The following is a 21,278-nucleotide window of genomic DNA, read 5'->3' on the forward strand; positions in this document are numbered from 1 at the left end:
ACTCACTCGTATCGAGGAGACACACACACCGTGGCACCTTCCAATGGATCGGTGCATCCCGCGCGTTCGCTCGCCCTGTTCGGGGTGATCCTGGTAGCGCTGTATGCATTGGTCTTCTTCACCGGGGACAAGTCGCCGGCTCCCAAGCTCGGCATCGATCTGCAGGGCGGCACCCGGGTGACGCTCACCGCGCGCACCCCGGACGGCAGCAGCCCGAGCGCCGACAGCTTGAAGCAGGCTCAGCAGATCATCGAAACCCGCGTCAACGGGCTCGGTGTATCGGGCTCGGAGGTGGTCGTCGACGGCGACAACCTGGTGATCACGGTGCCCGGCGACGACAGCTCGCAGGCGAAGACGCTCGGACAGACGGCGCGGCTCTATATCCGTCCCGTGCTCGGAGGACCGATCGCAAGCTCCAACTCGGCGGCCGAGCAGCCTGTCGAGGAGGACGGCCCCGCCGACGGCGCCCCGGCCCCGGAATCGGAGACGGACGCTCCGGCAGAAGCTCCGCCGGCCGAAGAAGAGGGTCAGGCACCCGCCACGGACGGCGCGGAGCCGCAGGGCCGTCCGTTCCCGGCACAGAACCCGACGGACGCGCCGGTCGAACCGGGCGAGCCCGCGGACACACCTGCGCCTGCGACAGACGCTCCCGCGACGGACGCTCCCGCCGAAGCCCCGGCCGCCGACGCGGTTCCCGGAAGCCCGCAGGCAGAGGCCGCCGACCAGATCGCTGCGGCCCGGGCCCTCCGTCAGAGTTCCGACCCTGCCGTTCAGCAGGAGGCGGCTCTCTCGCTCGACTGTTCGGCTGCCGACCCGCTCGCGGGCAACGACGATCCGGCACTTCCGCTCGTGGCCTGCTCGACGGACGACACCTCCGTCTACCTGCTCGGCCCGAGCATCATCGACGGACAGCAGATCGCCGACGCGTCCTCGGGATTCAACTCTCAGCAGTCCCGCTACGAGGTCAGCTTGACCTTCGACACCGAGGGCAGCAACACGTGGGCGCAGTTCACCGCCGCCAACATCGGTAAGCAGGCCGCCTTCACCCTCGACTCGCAGGTGGTCAGCGCTCCGGTCATCCAGGGTGCGACGCCCGCGGGCAGTGCCACCTCGATCACCGGCAACTTCACCAACACTCAGGCGAGCGAACTCGCGAACACGCTCAAGTACGGTTCGTTGCCACTGTCCTTCGTCGCATCGGAAGCCGAGACCGTCTCGGCCACCCTCGGATTCGCTTCTCTCGAAGCGGGTCTGATCGCGGGTGCCGTCGGACTGGTCCTGGTGTTCCTGTTCTGCCTGGTCTACTACCGGATGCTCGGTATCCTCACCGCGTTGTCCCTCATCCTGTCCGGGCTGGCGGTCTACGCGGTGATGGTGCTCCTCGGCCGGTACATCGGATTCACGCTCGACCTCGCCGGAATCGCGGGCCTGATCATCGGTATCGGCATGACCGCAGACTCGTTCGTGGTCTTCTTCGAACGCATCAAGGACGAGATCCGCGAAGGCCGGAGCTTCCGCTCCGCAGTGCCGCGAGGCTGGGCACGTGCCCGCCGTACCATCCTGTCCGGCAATGCGGTCAGCTTCATCGCCGCAGCGGTGCTGTACGTTCTCGCGGTCGGACAGGTGCGAGGGTTCGCCTTCACCCTGGGTCTGACCACGATCCTGGACGTCGTGGTGGTCTTCCTCGTGACCTGGCCGCTCGTGCACCTGGCCTCGCGGTCGAAGTTCTGGTCCAAGCCGAGCGTGAACGGTCTGGGCGCAATTCAGCAGGTGGCGCACGAGCGCCAGCTCGCTGCGGTAGCGGCGAAGGAGGCGTGACCATGACCGACACGACAACAGCGGAACGACCCACCACGCGTCGCGGAACACTTGCCGGGCTCTACACCGGTACCGGCGCCTTCGAGATCGTCGGGCAGCGCAAACGCTGGTACATCGTGACCGCGGTGATCGTGCTGCTCGCGTTGCTGAGCATGCTCGTGCGCGGCTTCACGTGGGGCATCGACTTCGAAGGCGGCACCCGCATCCAGATGCCGGTCGTCGCCGATGTGACCACCGAGAACGTCGAGACCGTTTTCAGCGACACGCTCGGTTTCGAGCCGGAGTCGGTCCAGACGGTCGGCGCCGGTTCGGGCGCCACCATCCAGATCCGTTCGGACACTCTCGACCAAGGACAGGTCGCCGCCGTGCAGTCGGCACTGTTCGAGGAGTTCCAGCCGGCCGGCGCCGACGGGCAGCCCTCGATCAACTCGATCAGCGTCGCGGACGTGAGCGAGACGTGGGGCAGCCAGATCACCGACAAGGCACTCATCGCCTTGGTGGTGTTCCTGGTGATCGTCAGCGTGTACATCGCGATCCGGTACGAACGGGACATGGCGGTCGCGGCGATCGCCGCCCTGTTCTTCGACATGATCGTCACCGCGGGTGTGTACGCGCTCGTCGGTTTCGAGGTGACGCCCGCGACCGTCATCGGCCTGCTGACCATCCTCGGTTTCTCCCTGTACGACACGGTGGTGGTGTTCGACAAGGTGGAGGAGAACACCCGGGGCATCCTGCATCTGCATCGGCGGACCTACGCAGAGCAGGCGAACCTCGCCGTGAACCAGACCCTCATGCGGTCGATCAACACGACCGTGATTTCGGTGCTGCCCGTGATCGCGCTGATGGTCGTGGCGGTGTGGTTGCTCGGGGTCGGCACGCTCAAGGATCTGGCACTCGTCCAGCTCGTGGGCATCATCGTCGGCGCGTTCTCGTCGGTGTTCTTCGCCACCCCGCTGCTCGTTACGCTGAAGGAATGGCGCGGACCGATCGCCAAGCACACCCGCAAGGTACTGGCCAAGCGCGAGGAGGCAGCGGCACGCGCCGCAGCCGCCGGAAGCGGCGAAGTCCCCGGCACCGCAGGGACTTCGGTGGCCACGCCTGCAGGTCCTCCGGCAGCCCGCTACGCGCCCGTTCAGCGAGCCCCCAGGCCGGGAGCCCGACCGACCGGAAAGCGCGCCAAGAGAAAGTCCTGATATGCCGGTGACCGAGTGGATTCAGCGAACGCACGCCTCCCGCCGGAGGGGCCGGCCACGACGCGCGGCTCTGGGCATCGCGCTTGCGGTGGTCGCGGCGGCAACGGTCTCGTGTGCCACGGAAGAAGAACGGGTGCACTCGATCGGCTACGCCATCGACAACACGGTGACCAGCTACAACGCCAACACGGTCGACGGTGCTGCGTCGGGAGCCCGGCAGGCGTTCACGCGGGTACTGCCGGGCTTCGGGTACATCGCCCCGTCGGGCTATGCCGTCTCCGACACGGACATCGGCACCGCCACCGCGGTGCCGGGGGATCCGCTCACCGTGCAGTACCGGCTCTCGCCCGACTCGGTCTACTCGGACGGTGTGCCGATGTCGTGTGACGATCTCGTACTCACCTGGGCGGCGGCGAGCGGACGGTTCACCACGCCGGACGAATCCGGCGGGCAGGTCAACGTGTTCGACTCGTCCCGGCGCGGCGGGTACGCCGACATCGACCGCGTCGACTGCCAACCCGGATCGAAAGACGCGACCGTCGTGTTCAAGGGCGGTCGCGGCGACGCGGACTGGAACACGCTCTTCGGTGCGACCGAACTGATGCCCGCCCACATCGCCGCGCGGCAGGCGGGTGTCGCCGACCTGGTCGGGGCGATCAACGGCAACAACCTCGACGACGTCCGCCGGATCGCCGAGTTCTGGAACACCGGATGGTCGCTCACGCCGGGCGAATTCGATCCCGCGTTGTTCCCGTCCGCGGGCCCGTACCGCATCGAGTCCTACACCGTGGAGGAGGGACTCGTCCTGGTCGCCAACGAACGGTGGTGGGGTAACGCACCCGGCACCGACCGGATCGTCGTCTGGCCGAGAGGGACGGAGATGACGGCTGCGGCGGAAAGCGGACAGATCCAGGTCGTCGACGTCGGCGCCGGATCCATGAGCGAGGCGCACAGGGTGGTGGGCACCGTCGAATCCTCCACGGTGATCTCCCGCAATCTAGAACAGATCGTGTTCGCCACCCGCGGGGTCTTCGAGAATCCCGCAGCGCGCCGGGCATTCGCGCTGTGCGTTCCCCGCACGCAGTTGTTCGACGAGCTCGGTGCCTCGGGCGCGGGCTCGGGCTTCGCGACGGGCCCGGTCTCCTCGCGTCTGCTGGCGACCGATTCGCCGTTGTACCCGCAGACGGCTGGTCCCGCCGAGCGATACCTCCAACCCGACCTCGAGGCGGCGCGCGGCGAACGCACCGCGTCCGGTCAGGAACGCATGGAGGTCCGGGTCGGTTACCTCGCGCCGGACGACAGGCGGGCCCGCACCGTCGAGCTGATCGCCGCGTCGTGCCGCGACGCGGGGATCGACGTGGTCGACGCCGGATCGGAGTCGTTCGTCCCGTCCCAGCTGGGAACGGACGTCGATGCCGTGCTCGCCGGTACCGCCGCGGCGGCAGGTTCCGGTGGCACTGCCGACATGGACATCGCGCGCGGGGCGCTGCACTCGGGTACCGGCAGCAACATCGGCGGATTCGCGAACGGGCGGGTGGACGAGATTCTCGACGGACTGCTCGTCGCGGGCGACCAGCAGGGCATCTCGGGTCTCGTCGGCGACGGAGAACGGATCCTGTGGGACGAGATGCCGACTCTGCCGCTGTTCGTGCAGCCCCGTTCGATCGGGTTTGCGTCCGGGCTGGCAGCCGGGGTTCCGAATCCCACCACCGCGGGTTCGGGCTGGAACATGGACCGGTGGATACTGACAGGATGAACGTTTCTCGGACCGATTCCTCCGATTTGATCGACCAGGCCGCCGCTGCCGTCACCGCCCACACGCGGTGGGTCGACGACTTCCCGAACCCGGGTGTCCGATTCGCCGATCTCACGCCGGTGTTCGCCGACGGTCCGGCGTTCTCCTCGATCATCTCCGCTCTGTCCTCGGTTGCGCCCGGTGCAGAACTGGTCGCCGGGATCGACGCCCGCGGGTTCCTGCTGGGCGGTGGCATCGCCCGTGATCTCGGCGTCGGGGTGCTGGCCGTGCGCAAGGCCGGCAAGCTTCCCCCGCCGGTGCAGACGTGCGAGTACACCCTGGAATACGGCACTGCCGCCATCGAGATCCCGGGTGATTCCAAGATTCTGCACGGGCGGCGGGTACTGATCGTCGACGACGTGCTCGCCACCGGCGGCACTCTCGGCGCGACCGTCGAACTCCTCGAGCGCGCCGGCGCCGACATCGTCGGCGTCACCGTGGTGACGGAGATCGAGGCCCTGGGCGGGCGTGCGCGGCTCGCGGGGTACCCACTGACCTCGCTCGTCCGGATCTGAGTACTACAGTTGCGGCAGGTACCGGTGGACCGGCCGTGCCCCGTACGTCCGGACAGGATCTGTCCGGACTCCGGGCGCGTGGCCGAGATGGGAGAGTGGCATGACCCAGAATCTTGATCGGTCCCAAGGCTCCGGACCGACGCCGACCCCGGCGTCGACGTCCGCATCCCGCCGTGTGCGCGCCCGGTTGGCGCGCCGCATCACGGGCCAGCGCGGTACCACCTTGAAGCCGGTTCTCGAACCGCTCGTCACGATCCATCGCGAGTTGTATCCGAAGGCCGACCTGTCGCAGCTGCAGCACGCCTACGACGTAGCGGAAGAACGCCACGCCGATCAGAAGCGCAAGTCCGGCGACCCGTACATCACCCATCCCCTCGCGGTCTCGACGATTCTCGCCGAACTGGGCATGGACACGACCACTCTCGTGGCGGCACTGCTGCACGACACCGTGGAGGACACCGGCTACAAGCTCGAAGACCTCACCGCCGATTTCGGTGAGGAGGTCGCACACCTCGTCGACGGTGTGACCAAGCTCGACAAGGTGGTGCTCGGTAACGCCGCCGAGGGCGAGACCATCCGGAAGATGATCATCGCGATGGCCCGGGACCCCCGGGTACTCGTGATCAAGGTCGCCGACCGGTTGCACAACATGCGCACGATGCGGTTCCTGCCGCCAGAGAAGCAGGCGCGCAAGGCGCGGGAGACGCTCGAGGTCATCGCACCTCTCGCACACCGGCTCGGCATGGCGACCGTCAAGTGGGAACTCGAGGATCTGTCGTTCGCGATCCTGCACCCGAAGAAGTACGAGGAGATCGTTCGTCTCGTCGCGACGCGTGCGCCCTCTCGTGACACCTATCTGGCGAAGGTCCGGGCGGAGATCAATCAGACGCTCGCGGCATCGCGTATCGATGCGGTTGTCGAGGGACGCCCCAAGCACTACTGGTCGATCTATCAGAAGATGATCGTCAAGGGCCGCGACTTCGACGACATCCACGACCTGGTCGGTGTGCGGATCCTGTGCGACGAGATACGCGACTGCTACGCCGCGGTCGGTGTCGTGCATTCGCTGTGGCAGCCCATGGCCGGACGGTTCAAGGACTACATCGCGCAGCCGCGTTACGGGGTGTACCAATCGCTGCACACCACCGTGATCGGGCCCGAGGGCAAGCCGCTCGAGGTGCAGATCCGCACGCACGAGATGCACCGCACCGCGGAGTTCGGCATCGCCGCGCACTGGCGGTACAAGGAGACCAAGGGACGCCACTCGGGCGACGTCGGCGAACTCGACGACATGGCCTGGATGCGGCAGTTGCTCGACTGGCAGCGGGAAGCCGCGGACCCGGGCGAGTTCCTCGAGTCGTTGCGGTACGACCTGGCCGTCAAGGAAATCTTCGTCTTCACCCCGAAGGGTGATGTGATCACCCTTCCGTCCGGTTCGACGCCCGTCGACTTCGCGTATGCCGTGCATACCGAGGTGGGGCATCGCTGCATCGGGGCACGTGTCAACGGCCGTCTCGTCGCGCTGGAGCGCAAACTCGAGAACGGTGAGGTCGTCGAGGTGTTCACCTCGAAGGATCCGAACGCCGGCCCGAGCCGCGACTGGCAGTCGTTCGTGGTCTCGCCGCGTGCGAAGGCGAAGATCCGCCAGTGGTTCGCGAAGGAACGGCGCGAAGAGGCGCTCGAGTCCGGTAAGGACGCGATCGGGAAGGAAGTCCGTCGCGTCGGTCTGCCGTTGCAGCGTCTGATGAACGCCGACCTGATGCTCGGTGTCGCCCGGGAACTGAAGTACTCCGACGTCTCGGCCCTCTACACCGCGGTGGGCGAGCACCACGTCTCGGCACACCATGTCGTGCAGCGCCTCGTCGCACTGCTCGGCGGTGTCGGAGGGGTGGAGGAGGAACTGGCCGAGAGGTCGACGCCGTCCACCATCCCCACCCGGTCGCGGCAGAGCGGCGACTCGGGCGTGCTGGTGCCGGGTGCACCGGGCACCGTCTCGAAGCTCGCGAAGTGCTGTACCCCGGTGCCGGGCGACGAGATCATGGGGTTCGTGACCCGCACCGGTGCGGTGAGCGTGCATCGCACCGACTGCACCAATGCCGGTTCGCTGCGTGAGCAGTCCGAGCGGATCATCGACGTCGAATGGGCGCCCTCGCCGTCGTCGGTGTTCCTCGTGGCGATCCAGATCGAGGCACTCGACCGGCACCGGCTGTTGTCGGATGTGACGAAGGCTCTCGCCGACGAGAAGGTCAATATCCTGTCCGCCTCGGTGACCACGACCGGTGATCGAGTTGCGGTGAGCCGCTTCACGTTCGAAATGGGCGATCCCAAGCACCTCGGCCACGTGCTGAACGTGGTCCGCAACGTCGAGGGTGTGTACGACGTGTACCGGGTCACCTCTGCGTCCTGACGGGCAGGGTTATCGCACCGCCTCGATGGTCACGGGCGTGATCGGCGTGCCGCCGCCGAGTGGATTGGTGCCGTCGTTGCCGGATGCCGCAGCCGCGTCCAGCACCGGCAGCCCCGCATCGGCGACACGTCCGAACACGGGGTAGTTCGGACGCAGCAGCGAGTCGCCGAGAAGCAGGAAGAACTGGCTTCCGTTGGTGTGGGCCACGCCCGTGTTGGCCATCGCCACGGTGCCACGCGGGTACACGACGGCTGCGGGCCGGTGCGGCTGTCCGTCGTAGGCCGGCACCGGATACTCGTCTGCGAAGGTGTATCCGGGGCCGCCCGTGCCGGTCCCGGTCGGGTCACCGCATTGGTAGAGGTGACTGCCCGGATCGTTGGACAGCCGGTGGCACGACGTTCCGGTGTAGAAACCGCGCTCCGCGAGACCCACGAAATTGTTGACGGCGCACGGCGCGAGGGAGCGGTCGAGGACGAGGGGAACCGGCCCGGCCGACGTGTCCAAGGTCAGATTCACGACGCCGGAGGTGGGTGCGGTCGACGGCGGGTGGGCAACGGTGCCTTCTCCCCGGTCGACGTAGGTGCACGAGACCGTCGCCGCGGCGGGACGCGGTACAGCGGGCAGTGCGGGGTAGATGGACATGTCACGGGGTGGCGCGCCACGCGTGCTCGATTCCCCGGCGGCGAGGACCGGGGCCGTCTTGCCTTCGTCACTGCTACAACCGGTTGCGAGAACCGGTACCGCGGCGACGAATACCGCGAGAACGAGACGTACCAGGTGCGTACGCACAGAAGTGTCGAAGGTCACAATTCGGGGAGCGTAGCCTACGCGGTGACGAACGGATAGGGACCCGATGTCGTCCCACCGGATGACATGCCCTCGTACGAGCGATCCTCGATGAGTTCGTTTCCCGGCCGGGGTCGGTACGGGTACAGAACCGGACTGCCCCAGGAGGCGCGATGCGCACACTCGCGATAACCCAGAACATCACCCTCGACGGATCCATCGAGATCCTGGACGACTGGTTCTCCCCGCCCACGGAGGTCGAGGACGCCGATGAGGACCTCCTCGCGGAGACCCGTGCGCAGTCCGGGCAATCCGACACGATGCTGCTCGGCAGGCGGACGTTCGAAGACTTCCGTAGCTACTGGCCGCTGCAGCGCGACGATCCGACCGGGGTGGCCGAATACCTCGACGATGTGGACAAGTACGTGGTGTCGTCGACCCTTCGCGATCCCGGATGGCAGAACGCCACGATTCTCGGGGGAGACCCGATCGAACAGGTCCGCACACTGAAGGCCGGTCCCGGCCTGGACATCGTGACCACCGGAAGCATCACGTTGTGCCACAGCCTCATCGAGGCGGGCCTGGTCGACGAGTACCGGCTGTTCGTGTACCCGGTGGTGCAGGGCCGCGGTCGTCGGCTGTTTCCCGACGGGTACACGACGGCCGGGCTGCGTCTCCTGGATGCGCGGAGATTCCGTGGAGGAGTGGCGCTCACGCGGTACGAGGCGCCATGAGAGTGCCCAGAGACGACGCCGGCCGTCCGTCCCGGCATACGGGCGGACGACCGGCGGTCGTGAGAACGGGTGGGAATCAGCCCTCGACGGTCACCGATTCGATCTGTACCCCGCGGTTCGGCGCGCCGCCGCCGGCGGCCATCGAGCCGTCATCACCTTCGGCCGCGACTTCTTCGATCACGGCGAGTCCGGCGTCGTCCACGGTGCCGAACACGGTGTACGACGGCGGAAGCTGCGAATCCGCGTACACGAGGAAGAACTGGCTGCCGTTGCTGCCCGGCCGTCCCGTGTTCGCCATCGCGACGGTGCCGCGCGGGTAGATCACGGGCTGCCGAAGCTGCGCGTCACCCTGCTGGTAGAGGTTCTCCGGGTACTCGGTGTCGAACCCGTATCCGGGTCCTCCGGTCCCGGTGCCGCTCGGGTCTCCGCACTGCAGGACCTGCAGACCGGGAGAGGTCACCAGCCGGTGGCACGGCGTGTCGTCGAAGTAGCCCTGCTCGGCGAGCGAGACGAAGCTGTTGACCGTGCACGGTGCTTCCGCCCGGTCGAGTTCCAGCCCGATCGGCCCCACGCTGGTGGTGAGGGACACGCCGACGGTGCCGTCGGCGGGTACGTCCGTTGCGGCCGGAGCGCTCACGTCACGAGCAGGGTCGCCGGACGGGGTGTAGGTGCACGACACCGGGTCTCCGCCCGCGGGACGCTCGGGCAGCGCGCCCGTGTACTCGGGTGACTGCGCCGCACCGTTTGCCGTCGCCGATCCGGACGGGGAGGCGGCGGTGTCGTCACCCCCGTCGTCCGAACATCCGGTGAGGATCAATGCGAGCCCAGCGCCGACGGCGAGGGTGGTACGGAATCGAATCATCAGTCCATCCTGACCGAGGTGAGTGTCGTCGCTGCCGCGGGGGCACCGTCGGCGGCCCCACCGGAGACGCCCGCCTCGGCAATTTTGTCGAGAGTGGTCAGTCCGGTCTCGTCGATCGTGCCGAACACCGTGTACAGCGGGGGCAGCAGCGAATCCCCGTACACCAGGAAGAACTGGCTGCCGTTGCTACCCGGCTGGCCCGTGTTCGCCATCGCGACCGTTCCGCGCGGGTAGACCACCGGCTCCTGCGACGCGGGGTCGTCGGCCGCGTACTGGTCGGTGGGGAATTCGTTCGCGAAGCCGTAGCCGGGTCCGCCGGTACCGGTGCCCGTCGGGTCGCCGCACTGCAGTACCCGCAGGGAAGGCGACGTGGTCAGGCGATGGCAGGTCGTGTCGTCGAAATATCCCTGGCTCGCGAGGGACAGGAAGTTGTTGACCGTGCACGGGGAGTCGCTGTTGTGCAGGATCAGCCCGATGTTGCCCTGGGTGGTCTCCACGCTCACGCTGATATCGGTGTTGTTCTCACCGGTGGTCATGATGCCTTCGGTGCGCGGCGCCTCGACCGGCTTCGCCGGTTCGCTCCCGTCGGCCGGGTACTCGCAGTTCACGGTCTCCGGCAGCGGTTCGGAGCGGCCCGCGGGCAGTGCCGGATACTCGCTGTCGGTCTCGGCCGTCGTCTCGGCCGCGGACGCATCCGTGGCCGTGTCGTCCTCACTCCCGGTGATCGACCAGAGGGCCGCGGCGGCAGCGACGACCACGACGACGCCGAGCGCCGACAGCGCGATGGTCATGCGTCGGCGCCTGCGCTCGCGTTCGGCCCTGTGCTCGAGCTGCCGTTCGAGTTTGCGTTTCGCGGCGTTGCGCCGCTGTGCGTTGCTCGGCACTGCAGTTGTCCTCCCGTGAACCGATCGATGGTGTGCCCGCGCTCTCGGGCCGAGTCGAGTTTGCCACCCCAACCTGAGAGCGAAAGGACGGGGCGCTGCGCCTACTCTGTAGGGGACCGCGAATGCCCACACTCGTAGGAGCGATGCCCGTGCTCGTGACCGGATTCCCTGCCGGGATGTTCCAGACCAACTGCTACATCCTCGCGCAGGACAACGCGAAGGAGTGCGTCGTCGTCGATCCCGGACAGGATGCCGCCGAGCCGTTGGGCGAATTCCTCATCGGCTCCGATCTCGCGCCGCGCGCCGTGTTGCTCACGCACGGCCATCTCGATCACATGTGGTCGGCTCAGGCTGTCGCGGACCGGTACGAGATCCCCGTCTACATCCATCCCGGCGACCGGATGATGCTCACCGACCCGCTGCAGGGCATGGGGTCGAGCCTCGCGCCCTTCCTCGACGGCGTCGAGTTCGTCGAGCCGCAGGAAGTGGTCGAGTTCGCCGACGGCGACGAGATCGAGCACGCAGGCATCGAGTTCGTGGTGGACCACACGCCCGGCCACACCCAGGGCTCGGTGGTGCTCCGCACCCGCACCAGCACCCCGGACGGTGCCGGCCTGCAGGTAGCCCTCACCGGCGACACCCTGTTCCAGGGCTCGATCGGCCGTACCGATCTGCCCGGTGGCAATCACGAACAGCTCCTGGACTCGATCGCGCGCAAGCTGCTCGTCCTCGACGACTCCACCGCGATCCTGCCCGGACACGGCGGGTCCAGCACTATCGGCCAGGAGCGTACGTCGAACCAGTTCCTGGTCGGGCTCCCGCAGTCCCGCTGACGGCTTCGCGCTGCCGGCACCATCGAACCGCCCACGAGAGAAAGCAGTACCAGTGAGCAAGGCCTCTACGTTCTCGGCGCCCAAGGGTGTGCCCGATTACGTTCCCTCGCAGTCCGCGGAATTCGTCGCCGTGCGCGACGGCTTGACCCGAGCTGCGCGACTCGCCGGTTACGGGCACATCGAGTTGCCGATCTTCGAGGACACCGGCCTGTTCGCGCGGGGGGTCGGTGAGTCGACCGACGTCGTCTCCAAGGAGATGTACACCTTCGCCGACCGCGGTGACCGCTCCGTCACGCTGCGTCCGGAAGGTACTGCGGGCGTGATGCGTGCGGTCATCGAGCACGGCCTCGACCGCGGGCAACTGCCCGTCAAGCTGTCGTACGCGGGTCCGTTCTTCCGGTACGAACGGCCGCAGGCAGGCCGCTACCGTCAGCTCCAGCAGGTGGGCGTCGAGGCGATCGGTGTGGACGATCCGGCGCTCGACGCCGAGGTCATCGCGATCGCCGACGCCGGATTCCGGAGCCTCGGTCTCGAGGGATTCCGGCTCGAGATCACCTCGCTCGGCGACCAGACCTGCCGTCCCCGGTACCGGGACCTGCTGCAGGAGTTCCTCCTCGGCCTTCCTCTCGACGAGGACACCCGACGGCGCGCCGAGATCAACCCGCTGCGGGTGCTCGACGACAAGCGTCCCGACGTGAAAGCGATGACCGCGGACGCTCCGCTGATGCTCGATCACCTCTCCGACAGTGCGAAGGCGCATTTCGACGAGGTACTCGGTCATCTCGACGCGCTCGGCGTCCCGTACGTGGTCAACCCGCGGATGGTGCGCGGACTGGACTACTACACGAAGACGACGTTCGAATTCGTGCACGACGGCCTCGGCGCCCAGTCGGGCATCGGTGGCGGTGGACGGTACGACGGACTGATGGAACAACTCGGCGGGCAAGCGTTGTCGGGCATCGGGTTCGGGCTGGGTGTCGACCGCACGATCCTCGCCCTCGCCGCCGAGGGCAAGACGGCCGGAAACCCGGCGCGCTGCGAGGTGTACGGGGTGCCGATGGGCGATGCGGCCAAGGCTGCACTCGTCCCGGTCGCACATCGCTTGCGCGCGGCCGGGATCCGCGTCGACCTCGCGTACGGCGGACGCGGCGTCAAGGGTGCGATGAAGGCGGCGGACAAGTCCGGCGCCGTGGTCGCGCTGGTCCTCGGCGAGCGGGAACTCGAAGCGGGGGAGATCGTCGTCAAGGATCTCCGCAACGGTGAACAGCAGACCGTGCCGCTCGCCGATGTCGTCGCACGCGTGGGGCAGGTCGTTGCCGGCGGATGACGGGCGTGACGGCTCGGCCGCGAGAGGCCGGGGCGGTTCGCCCGCAGCGGTGTCTCTCGACCTGATCCCTGCCCGCTTGCTGCGGCCACGTGTTCGGAAGGTCGCGCTGGCCGCGCTGGGGATCGGACTCGTCGCGGGTGTACTCGTGTACCTCATCGCCCCGTTGTGGGCCGCGATCGTGGTGGGCGTGCTGGTGGTGGCCCCGCCGACGATCGGTGCGTTCGCCGCAACCCACCGCCATCTGCGGATCGACGGGACGGTCGTCACCGTCTCGGGAGTGCTCCGTTCCCGGAGTGTGGATCTACGGCAGCTCGCGGGGGTGGAACTGCTCGTCCGGGTCGCGCGCGTGTCCCAGGTGGTGCTGCGGGTCAACGACGGCAACCACGGCCTGGTGACGATTCCTCTGGCGCTCTACGCCGGCGAGGGAGCGCGCGAACTCGACGTGCTCGCGCTGCGCACCCTCGCCAATGCGCTCGCCGCGAGCGAACTCGCACCGGCAGCGGCGATCTCGTCGGTTCTGGTGGAACAGCTCCGCGCCGAGGCACGCGACGCCGGCCTCGTCGAACGGCCGCTCTACCGGGCGATCGTGCTCGCCCGGGACGCGGGGCGGGTTCCTCAGACCACCCTGACCGATCACGAAGTGGCCTCGCTCATCGAGTGAAGCAGGGCCGGGGTTGTACGTGTCGCGGGTGCGCGTCGTTGCGCGGTCTCAGGCGTCGAGAATCCAGGTGTCCTTGGTTCCACCGACCCGCGACCTGTCGACGACCGCGCTCCCGATCGGCGCGACGCGCGTGAGCAGCGCCGGTGCGACTTCGGCGGACACCGAGGACCCGGACGCGACGAGGTGCACGAACGCACGGAGATCGACCGCACGGGGATGCACCGTCTCGCCGTCGAACGTCGGATGCGTCGACGACGGCACCATTTCGTGGGCCACGAACCGTTCCGGAAACGACATCACCTCGTGGCGGCGGAGGTCGAGTTCGGCGGCACCGGCCTCCGGACCGATCATGATCTCCGCGTCGTCGCTGCTGTCGACGGGTTCGACCACCAGTTCGCCGAGGTGGGCGAGAACATGGTCGCGGTGCGCACGGTCCGCACACGCCCATGTGGACACCTGGTCGAGCAGCGGACGCTGTCCCAGGTAGTACTCGATCATCGCGGGCACGTAGCCGAAGACGGCCTTGTCCTCGGCCACGCCGCTGCCGAGCGCGTTGGCCAGCGTGAGGGTCCCGCCGCGCATCGCCGCGAGAAGTCCCGGTCCCAGCGGACGCCCGTCGTAGCCGGCCGACGACAGCAACCTGTCCTCGTCGATCCGTGCGTACAGCACATCCACCCGCGTGAAGGACGGCCCGCGCTGGATGTAGGTGACGTCGTCGCGCACGACCAGTTCGTCGGTCTGGACGAGCTCGATTCCCGCGAGATCGGCGATCATCGTGTGTTCGAACCAACTGGGGTCCTGCGCTCCCGCGCTCAGGACGGCAACGGTGGCGTCGCCGCGCGCTGCCGGGGGCGCAGCGTCCCGCAGCGTTCGTGCGATCTGCGCGGGAACCGTCTCGACGTCGACGACGCCGGTCGCCGGCCACAGATCGCCCAGGAAACGCCGCGTCATCGCACGGTGTGCCAGCGCATGTCCCGTACCCGACGGACTGCGGAGGTGGTCCCCGAGCACAACGAAGCGGCCCGGTCCTGTGCAGGCGAGGTCCACGGCGGAAATGTGTGCGCGCACCGCGCGTCCCTGCGACACCTTTCCGGTACTGCGGTAACCGCGTGCGAGATCGAGAACCTCCGGTGGCAGCACGCCCGCCGCGACGATCTCCCCGCGCCCGTAGATGTCGACGAGGAAGCTGTTCAAGGCTCTCGCGCGCTGCTCGAGCGCGCGTTGAAGGTGCTGCCACACTTCGGCGGTGACGATCCGGGGCACCACGTCCATGGGGAACGGCTGGGGGCCTCCGGCACCGCGCGCACGGAAGGTGAACTTCTCCGCGCGCTGCGCATGTCCGATGTCCTCCTGCACCTTCTGCAGCGCCGCAGCGCCGAACCGCGACAAGGCCTCGACCGTGCGCAGGTAGACGGCTCGCGGCGCACCGTCGGCGTCGATCGCTTCGTCGTACGGCGTATCGCCACCGGAAGACCGGTACCCGTGGAACAAGGTGCGGGGAGGGCGCGTCGCGGCCCCGGCCGACGAGGGGCAGCCGGCGGTTTCCGCGAGCAGATGATCGATGACATCGGTCAGTTTTCCTCTGCGGCGCAACACTCTTCGCTGCCGGGCGGCCGAACTTCCGCGCGTGGCGGCGTCCGATGCGAGCTGCGACACCAGGTCCCAGTCGCCGTTCTCTTCGAGTTGCGGCCGCACTGTGTCGACGAACCGCGTGAGAATGTCGACGGCGGGGCGGGGGAGTGACACGTCGAGATCGATGAGGTCGCCCTCCATGCCGCTTCGCGCTGCTCGCCACATCGCCGCCCGTACGAGCGTCGGCGACGGGACCGGGTTCGCGTCTCCCGCTCGCACCGCCGCGACTTCCCGGTCGACGAGGGCGCGGTAGAGACCGGTGACGAGCGTGATGGTGTCCACCGACGGGCAACTGTCGCACACGCGCAGTTCGAGGGTGGGCAGATGCGAGGAGGGGCGCACATCGAAATAGACCATTCCGGGATCGGTGATGACCCCACTCGACACCAGGTCCGCGACCAGTCGGTCGTACTCGGCGGCAGACGACACCGGCGCAGCGGGCCCGGAGGTGGGCCATCGGATCCACATCAGCGGCCGGACGCTCGAGTACCCGGTGTCCGAACCGTCCGGCCAGAACGGTGAGCTCGCGCTGAGCGCGAGGAACAGGGGAAGGTGAGCCGCCACCCGGTGTGCCACCCGGATCGCTTCGTCGCGGTCGAAGATCTCGACGTGAACCTGGGTTCCGCAGATCAACTGTTCATGTGCGAGCAGTTGGTAATCCGTGAGCATGCGGCGGAACCGGGGAGTCTCGGTCACCCGGATCTCCTCCCGCACAGCCAGAGGAACCGATCCCGCTGCGACCACGCCCAGCCCCATCGTCGCCGCGGTGGAGACGAGGAACGCGCGCTTGGCCTGCAGGTCGGCTCGTAACGCGGCGAGACGGGTATGGACGGCGCTGTTGGCTTCCACGACACACCGCTGCATCTCCGCGACGTAACTCGCGTCGGACAGACGGGCGAGCAGTGCGGGTGCGCGCGGAACGAGACGTCGCGTCCTCACGTCGATGAGCTGAAATTCCTCTTCGACGCCGATCTGCCTCGGATGCACATCGACCACTCTCACGACGGTACGCGAGAGGACCTCGGTCCCGGCCGTCCTTCGGTACCGCAGGTTCGGGCCTGATTGTGTGGGCTGCGGCTACCAGGTGTGGTCGCCACCGATGACCGCCGGGGTCACCAGCGGCAAGTCGCCCACCACGTCGGTGCTCGTCGCCGCGGCGACGAGGAAACCGGGGGTGGTGCGGTGTTCGCCGTCGTCCTGACGCGCGCCCGCGGTCGACGGGAGGGCCCCGGCCATCGACCCACGTCCCGTCGTTCCTGCGATACCCGCCGCACCGGCTCCGCCCGCTGTGCCCGGTGCCATCGCCGCGCCCGGCACAGCCGGGGGGAGGGAGACGGGGTTCGACCCGGCGGCCCCGTAACCCGCGCCCGGCGCCGCAAAGGCGGACGACATACCTCCGCTCGCAGTGGCGCTCGGCACGGTATTCGGGAGGGTGTGCCCTGCGGGAACTGTCGGTGCGTATGCGGAGGGGGTGGTGGAGGCATCGCCACCCGGCGCTGCGGAGCCGGCGAGGCTGGAGACCGTTCCGGTGACCGTCGAGACGGTGTCGGTCGCGAGCCCGGAAAGCGCCCGCGGGTCGGTGAGCGCCGTCGCCACCGGCGCGGGCACCGGGATGGGCGTGGTCAGCGCAGTCATCGCCCCGGTGTGTACCGCGAGCTCACCTCGGGTTCGAGCGACGACGGCGAGTGCGGCGTGCAGGTGTTCGATTGCCGAGGCGATCAGTGCCGCTTGGCCGGGCGGCGTGATCGCCACCGGGGCGGCCGCAACCGCGATCGACACGAAAGAGCTTGCAATACCGGTCAACTCGATGTTTCCCCGCTCGACACTTGCGGTCGCCGCGCGCGTCACGGCGCCGATCCGGTCGCCGCGGTCGGCGAGTTCGACGCTCGCCTGCCGGGCACGGAGGCTGTGATCGGCGGCAGAATCTGCGGTCGAGCCCTCCCACGATTCGGGAAGAGCGTGAAGTGCGCTGCGTCCCAGCGCCGTCGCGTTCTCGAGGAGCCGTGACCCCTGCTGCAGCACGGCCGAGGGATCGAGTGCCTCGACGACTCCCGTGCCGAAGAGCGAGCCGAGTTCGGTGAGTGGCCGCAGGAACTCGTGGAGATCGGGTAGGACCGGAACCGGAAGCGACTGCAGCAGTTCCGTGATCGCATTCGCGTCGGGCAACGGGGGAAGCTCCCCCGGCGGCGGCGGTGTGGGGCACGTGAGCGCCGGGAGCGGCGCGTCGAGCACCGGTCCGACGGGAGATGCACGGAGTGCGTCGAGAACGGTCGGCGCCGGCGGAAGAGCGGTGTGCACGGCCTGGTTCACAGTGCCCCCGTTGCCTGCGACAGTGCTGTTGCGGTGGTGACATCGGCGCTCTCGTACCCGGCTGCGGCCTCGTGCGCCGCGATCCCGCAGGAGCCGTACGCGAGAGCGAGTTGCCCGACGGCGCGGGTGTGCTCGGACTGCGCTGCGCCGAAGACGCCGAGGAACTCGGCGCCGATCAACCCCAACGCCGGGCTGAGCGACGCGATGTTCGCGTGCAGATCGATCGCCCCGGCGTGCGCGACACTCTCGGCCGCGTGCAGATTCGTGGTACCGAATGCCCTGATTCCCTCTGGCACCACCCGGATTCCGGCACCGGGAAACAAACCGCTCATCGAACCCCCCTCGAAGATCAGTGTGCCGAGCACTGTAGCTCGAGGCACCTGCGTCGGCGAGGTGACAGCCGGCGGTCGGCGGCCGTGCGCATCCCGATCGGTGTGTCCTCGGCCGCGGACCGTCAGAACGACGGATTGGGGCGAACGAACCGCTCGTCGATGTCGGGGATCGACCGGGCCCCGGCGAGCGCCATGGTGAGATCGAACTCGGCGATCACGTTGCGGATCACTTCTTCGACCCCGCGCTGTCCCGCGACGGCCAATCCGTACATGTAGGGCCGGCCGAGCAGCACGGCGTCCGCACCGAGCGCGAGCGCGACGAACACATCGGATCCGCTTCGAATACCGCTGTCGAGCAACAGAGTAGGTTCACGCCCGATCGCGGCCCGGATCTCGGGAAGCGCGTCGAGCGACGCGATGGACCCGTCGATCTGGCGCCCGCCGTGGTTCGACACCACGATCGCGTCGACACCCAGATCGACGGCGCGGCGGGCATCGTCGGGGTGCAGAATTCCTTTGAGCACGATCGGCAGGCTCGTCCGGTCGCGGAGGGTAGCGAGGTGCTCCCAGCTCAAGCCCGGATTCGAGTAGATGTCGAGGAAGGTTTCCGCGGCTGCGCGGGGCATCGGGGAGCGAAGGTTGTCGAGAAACCTGCCCGGATAGTTGCGGGTCATCGACATCAGCGTGCGGACCGCTCCCGCTGTGATGTCCGGCCGTTCCGTGACGAAGTCCCGCGCTGCGGCCACCCGCTGCCGGACGATGTCGAGGAAGCGCGGATCCGAGGTGTACTGGGCGATGCCTTCGCCCCGCGCGAACGGCAGCGAACCGAGATTCAGATCCTGGGGACGCCATCCCAGCATCGTGGTGTCCAGCGTGACGACGACGGCTTCGGCACCGCTCGCCTCCGCCCGACGGAGCAGGCTGTCGACGAGGTCCTCGTCCGAACTCCAGTAGAGCTGGAACCAGCGGGACGCCGAGCCCATCGCGGCGGCGCAGTCCTCCATCGGGTTACAGCCCTGATTGGAGAAGATGTACGGCACGCCGGTCGACGCCGCTGCCCGCGCGATCGACAGGTCGCTGTCGCGGGCCATCAGCGCGCCGGCGCCCACGGGGGCAAGCAACAGCGGCGACGACAACGACGTGCCCGCCACCGTCGTACTCAGGTCACGCTCGGTGACACCGTGTGCCATCCGCGGAACAATCGCCCACCGGTCGAACGCGCGCCGGTTGTTGCGCATCGTGCGCCCCTCGCCGGCGCCGCCGGCGACATACGCCCAGGCCCGCGTCGAGCTGGCGCGCCGCGCGGCGCGTTCGAGATCGCCGAACGCGGTCGGCACTGCGGGCCGGCGCCCCAGCGCTCCGCTGCGGTAGACAACGCCTTGGCGGTCTCGGCCGGGACCGGCGGCGGTCACAGGCACGGTGGTTTCGCTCACGAGTTCCCCTTTGCTCGGGCGCACAAGTGCACCGATCCTTCCGCAGAACGGCGGAACAGGACACTACTACGCCGGGGACTTCCGGTAACGCGGCACAGGACCCACGACGACCGCCGTCGCGGCAACGAAACCCAGCCGTTCACCGTCGTCGGCGCATATGCTTCGCAGGATCTCTCCGGACTCACCGACCCCAGGAATCCCATGAACCTCTTGCGTGCTCTCGGTGCCTGCACGATCGCACTCGGCATCTCTGCTTCCGCGACGGCGGGGATCGCCTCTGCGGCAGCGACCGTCCCGTTCCAGATCGACCCCGCATCGTTCGGAAACCCGAACGGGAGCTTCGACGTACCGCCGTCCAGATGCGTGGCCGTGCTCGAGGATCGCCCCGGTATCGTCACCATCTCCGGCGGGAAGCAGGACGGGTGGGGCTGCATCGTCGGCTCGGAGGTGACGTGGCTGAACCTGTCGACCGGCGCCTCGGGCACCGCGTGGCTGTCGGACGGGCTGAACGGGTTCCCGCCGAAAACCACTCTGAACACCGGCAGTGGGCAGGTTGTTCTCACACTCCGGTCGACAGTCGGCACGACCACGACCCCAGGTTTTGCCACCTTCTCCGTGCCGTAGGTGATCGGGCGACCCATCTCGTCGTGGATTGCCGATTGACAGGTCATCGCACACATGTTCGACTGTCTGTATGCGGTGGGCGGCTCAGACAGTGGATGCGGACGACGGAGCCCTGCCCGGACTGGATCGGGCGGGTCTCGTACGCAGCGTGCAGACCCCCGAGTTCGAAGGAATCACGTTCCACGAGGTGCTCTGCAAGAGCGCGCTCAACAAGACCCCCGAGGCATCGAAACTGCCCTTCCGGTACACGGTCAACACCTTCCGAGGGTGCAGCCATGCGTGCCGGTACTGTTTCGCCCGGCCCACGCACGAGTATCTCGATCTCGACGCCGGCCACGACTTCGACAGTCAGCTGGTCGTCAAGACCAACGTGGCCGCTGTGCTGCGACGGGAACTCGCGCGCCGGTCGTGGACCCGCGAGCACGTCGCACTCGGCACCAACACCGATCCCTATCAGCGGGCGGAGGGGCGATACCGGCTCATGCCCGGGATCATTCGTGCCCTCGCCGAATCCGGCACACCCTTCTCGATACTCACCAAGGGCACCCTCCTGCGCCGCGACCTGCCGTTGCTGACACTCGCTGCCCGGCAGGTCGATGTCCGGCTCGCGGTGTCTCTGCCGATCGGCGACCACGACCTGCAGCAGCAGATCGAGCCGGGCACCCCGTCGCCCAGGGCGCGTCTGGACATGATTCGCGCCATCACCGACACCGGGTTGTCGTGTCACGTGATGGTTGCTCCGGTCATCCCGTTCCTCACGGATTCGAGCCGCCACCTCGACGAACTCTTCGCAGCCCTCGCCGCTGCCGGCGCGTCCTCCACGACGGTGATCCCGATGCATCTTCGCGGTGCCACCCGCGGATGGTTCCTGTCGTGGCTCGGGCAGGAACATCCTGCGCTGATGCGGCGTTATCGCGCGCTCTACGGGCGCGGTGCCTACGTGTCTCCGGAATACTCGCGCTGGCTCGACGACCGGGTTGCCCCACTGGTCGAGCGTTACGGACTCGGCGGCCGGAAACTCGAGCATCGGGAGATTCCGCCGGTGTCTTCCGAGCGGGGTAGGGAAGACGCCGGCACGGTCGTCGCGCCGACCCTGTTCTGACTTTCTCCCGGCCGGAAAGCGTTGTCCGCC

18 protein-coding genes are annotated in these 21,278 nt (G+C 68.1%); 11 read left to right on the plus strand and 7 right to left on the minus strand.

Features of this window, described 5'->3' with window-relative positions; genetic code table 11:
- Positions 1-30: 30 nt before the first annotated feature.
- From secD to ACLQ3J_RS02130, 5 genes are all read left to right on the plus strand, one after another.
- Positions 31-1,818: a protein translocase subunit SecD gene (gene secD / locus ACLQ3J_RS02110; protein ID WP_169621747.1), complete on the plus strand. Its 1,788-nt coding sequence runs from the start codon at positions 31-33 to the stop codon at positions 1,816-1,818.
- 2 nt (positions 1,819-1,820) lie between these two features.
- Entirely contained in the window at positions 1,821-3,011 is a 1,191-nt protein-coding gene (gene secF / locus ACLQ3J_RS02115; protein WP_378527832.1) for a protein translocase subunit SecF, read from the plus strand.
- A gap of 1 nt (position 3,012) precedes the next feature.
- On the plus strand, positions 3,013-4,767 hold the full coding sequence (locus ACLQ3J_RS02120) for an ABC transporter substrate-binding protein (RefSeq protein ID WP_169621749.1): 1,755 nt from the start codon (positions 3,013-3,015) through the stop codon (positions 4,765-4,767).
- A gap of 26 nt (positions 4,768-4,793) precedes the next feature.
- Positions 4,794-5,321 (plus strand): adenine phosphoribosyltransferase, encoded by a 528-nt coding sequence (locus ACLQ3J_RS02125; RefSeq protein ID WP_296549511.1) that lies wholly within the window; start codon positions 4,794-4,796, stop codon positions 5,319-5,321.
- A 100-nt stretch (positions 5,322-5,421) separates the two neighbouring features.
- Complete coding sequence (locus ACLQ3J_RS02130; RefSeq protein WP_169621751.1) at positions 5,422-7,728, plus strand: RelA/SpoT family protein; 2,307 nt, start codon at positions 5,422-5,424, stop codon at positions 7,726-7,728.
- A 9-nt stretch (positions 7,729-7,737) separates the two neighbouring features.
- On the opposite strand, the gene ACLQ3J_RS02135 is transcribed toward ACLQ3J_RS02130, so the two are convergent.
- The gene (locus tag ACLQ3J_RS02135) at positions 7,738-8,535 is read right to left on the minus strand and encodes a peptidylprolyl isomerase (protein WP_296549496.1); all 798 of its coding nucleotides are present in this window, start codon (positions 8,533-8,535) and stop codon (positions 7,738-7,740) included.
- Positions 8,536-8,687: 152 nt separating this feature from the next.
- Between ACLQ3J_RS02135 and ACLQ3J_RS02140 the strand changes: the two genes are divergently transcribed.
- Entirely contained in the window at positions 8,688-9,248 is a 561-nt protein-coding gene (locus ACLQ3J_RS02140) for a dihydrofolate reductase family protein (protein WP_296549495.1), read from the plus strand.
- Positions 9,249-9,324: 76 nt separating this feature from the next.
- Here the strand turns inward: ACLQ3J_RS02140 and ACLQ3J_RS02145 are convergent, their stop codons facing one another.
- On the minus strand, positions 9,325-10,110 hold the full coding sequence (locus tag ACLQ3J_RS02145) for a peptidylprolyl isomerase (protein ID WP_169621753.1): 786 nt from the start codon (positions 10,108-10,110) through the stop codon (positions 9,325-9,327).
- Positions 10,110-10,994, minus strand: a complete 885-nt coding sequence (locus ACLQ3J_RS02150; protein WP_425902029.1) for a peptidylprolyl isomerase — start codon at positions 10,992-10,994, stop codon at positions 10,110-10,112. The genes ACLQ3J_RS02145 and ACLQ3J_RS02150 overlap by 1 nt, the downstream gene beginning before the upstream one ends.
- A 149-nt stretch (positions 10,995-11,143) precedes the next feature.
- On the opposite strand from ACLQ3J_RS02150, the gene ACLQ3J_RS02155 reads away from it, so the two are divergent.
- From ACLQ3J_RS02155 to ACLQ3J_RS02165, 3 genes are read left to right on the plus strand one after another with little or no spacing between them, the layout of a single operon-like run.
- Positions 11,144-11,827, plus strand: coding sequence for an MBL fold metallo-hydrolase (locus ACLQ3J_RS02155; RefSeq protein ID WP_296549510.1), 684 nt, complete (start codon positions 11,144-11,146; stop codon positions 11,825-11,827).
- A gap of 52 nt (positions 11,828-11,879) precedes the next feature.
- On the plus strand, positions 11,880-13,154 hold the full coding sequence (gene hisS / locus ACLQ3J_RS02160) for a histidine--tRNA ligase (protein WP_296549494.1): 1,275 nt from the start codon (positions 11,880-11,882) through the stop codon (positions 13,152-13,154).
- On the plus strand, positions 13,141-13,815 hold the full coding sequence (locus ACLQ3J_RS02165; protein ID WP_378527830.1) for a hypothetical protein: 675 nt from the start codon (positions 13,141-13,143) through the stop codon (positions 13,813-13,815). The genes hisS and ACLQ3J_RS02165 overlap by 14 nt, the downstream gene beginning before the upstream one ends.
- A gap of 48 nt (positions 13,816-13,863) precedes the next feature.
- On the opposite strand, the gene ACLQ3J_RS02170 is transcribed toward ACLQ3J_RS02165, so the two are convergent.
- From ACLQ3J_RS02170 to ACLQ3J_RS02185, 4 genes are all read right to left on the minus strand, one after another.
- A complete protein-coding gene (locus ACLQ3J_RS02170) occupies positions 13,864-16,443 on the minus strand; it encodes a glutamate--cysteine ligase (protein WP_425902031.1) in 2,580 nt (859 codons plus the stop codon).
- A gap of 81 nt (positions 16,444-16,524) precedes the next feature.
- On the minus strand, positions 16,525-17,757 hold the full coding sequence (locus ACLQ3J_RS02175) for a hypothetical protein (RefSeq protein WP_296549492.1): 1,233 nt from the start codon (positions 17,755-17,757) through the stop codon (positions 16,525-16,527).
- Complete coding sequence (locus tag ACLQ3J_RS02180) at positions 17,754-18,089, minus strand: type VII secretion target (protein WP_169621757.1); 336 nt, start codon at positions 18,087-18,089, stop codon at positions 17,754-17,756. The genes ACLQ3J_RS02175 and ACLQ3J_RS02180 overlap by 4 nt, the downstream gene beginning before the upstream one ends.
- Before the next feature lie 122 nt (positions 18,090-18,211).
- A complete protein-coding gene (locus ACLQ3J_RS02185; RefSeq protein ID WP_296549491.1) occupies positions 18,212-19,522 on the minus strand; it encodes a lactate 2-monooxygenase in 1,311 nt (436 codons plus the stop codon).
- A 201-nt stretch (positions 19,523-19,723) separates the two neighbouring features.
- Here ACLQ3J_RS02185 and ACLQ3J_RS02190 point away from each other — a divergent pair, with 201 nt between their 5' ends.
- A complete protein-coding gene (locus ACLQ3J_RS02190) occupies positions 19,724-20,146 on the plus strand; it encodes a hypothetical protein (RefSeq protein WP_425902032.1) in 423 nt (140 codons plus the stop codon).
- A 70-nt stretch (positions 20,147-20,216) separates the two neighbouring features.
- Positions 20,217-21,248: an Rv2578c family radical SAM protein gene (locus ACLQ3J_RS02195; protein ID WP_296549490.1), complete on the plus strand. Its 1,032-nt coding sequence runs from the start codon at positions 20,217-20,219 to the stop codon at positions 21,246-21,248.
- Positions 21,249-21,278: the final 30 nt, after the last annotated feature.

The organism is Rhodococcus sp. DT1, assembly GCF_049844875.1.
Lineage (GTDB): Bacteria > Actinomycetota > Actinomycetes > Mycobacteriales > Mycobacteriaceae > Rhodococcus.

Excerpts from the sequence above, each read along its gene's own strand:
- ACLQ3J_RS02195 (WP_296549490.1), top strand. The coding sequence starts at position 20,217 with ATGCGGTGGGCGGCTCAGACAGTGGATGCGGACGACGGAGCCCTGCCC.
- ACLQ3J_RS02180 (WP_169621757.1), bottom strand. The coding sequence starts at position 18,089 with ATGAGCGGTTTGTTTCCCGGTGCCGGAATCCGGGTGGTGCCAGAGGGA.
- ACLQ3J_RS02120 (WP_169621749.1), top strand. The coding sequence starts at position 3,013 with ATGCCGGTGACCGAGTGGATTCAGCGAACGCACGCCTCCCGCCGGAGG.
- ACLQ3J_RS02140 (WP_296549495.1), top strand. The coding sequence starts at position 8,688 with ATGCGCACACTCGCGATAACCCAGAACATCACCCTCGACGGATCCATC.
- ACLQ3J_RS02145 (WP_169621753.1), bottom strand. The coding sequence starts at position 10,110 with ATGATTCGATTCCGTACCACCCTCGCCGTCGGCGCTGGGCTCGCATTG.
- ACLQ3J_RS02130 (WP_169621751.1), top strand. The coding sequence starts at position 5,422 with ATGACCCAGAATCTTGATCGGTCCCAAGGCTCCGGACCGACGCCGACC.
- secF (WP_378527832.1), top strand. The coding sequence starts at position 1,821 with ATGACCGACACGACAACAGCGGAACGACCCACCACGCGTCGCGGAACA.
- ACLQ3J_RS02190 (WP_425902032.1), top strand. The coding sequence starts at position 19,724 with ATGAACCTCTTGCGTGCTCTCGGTGCCTGCACGATCGCACTCGGCATC.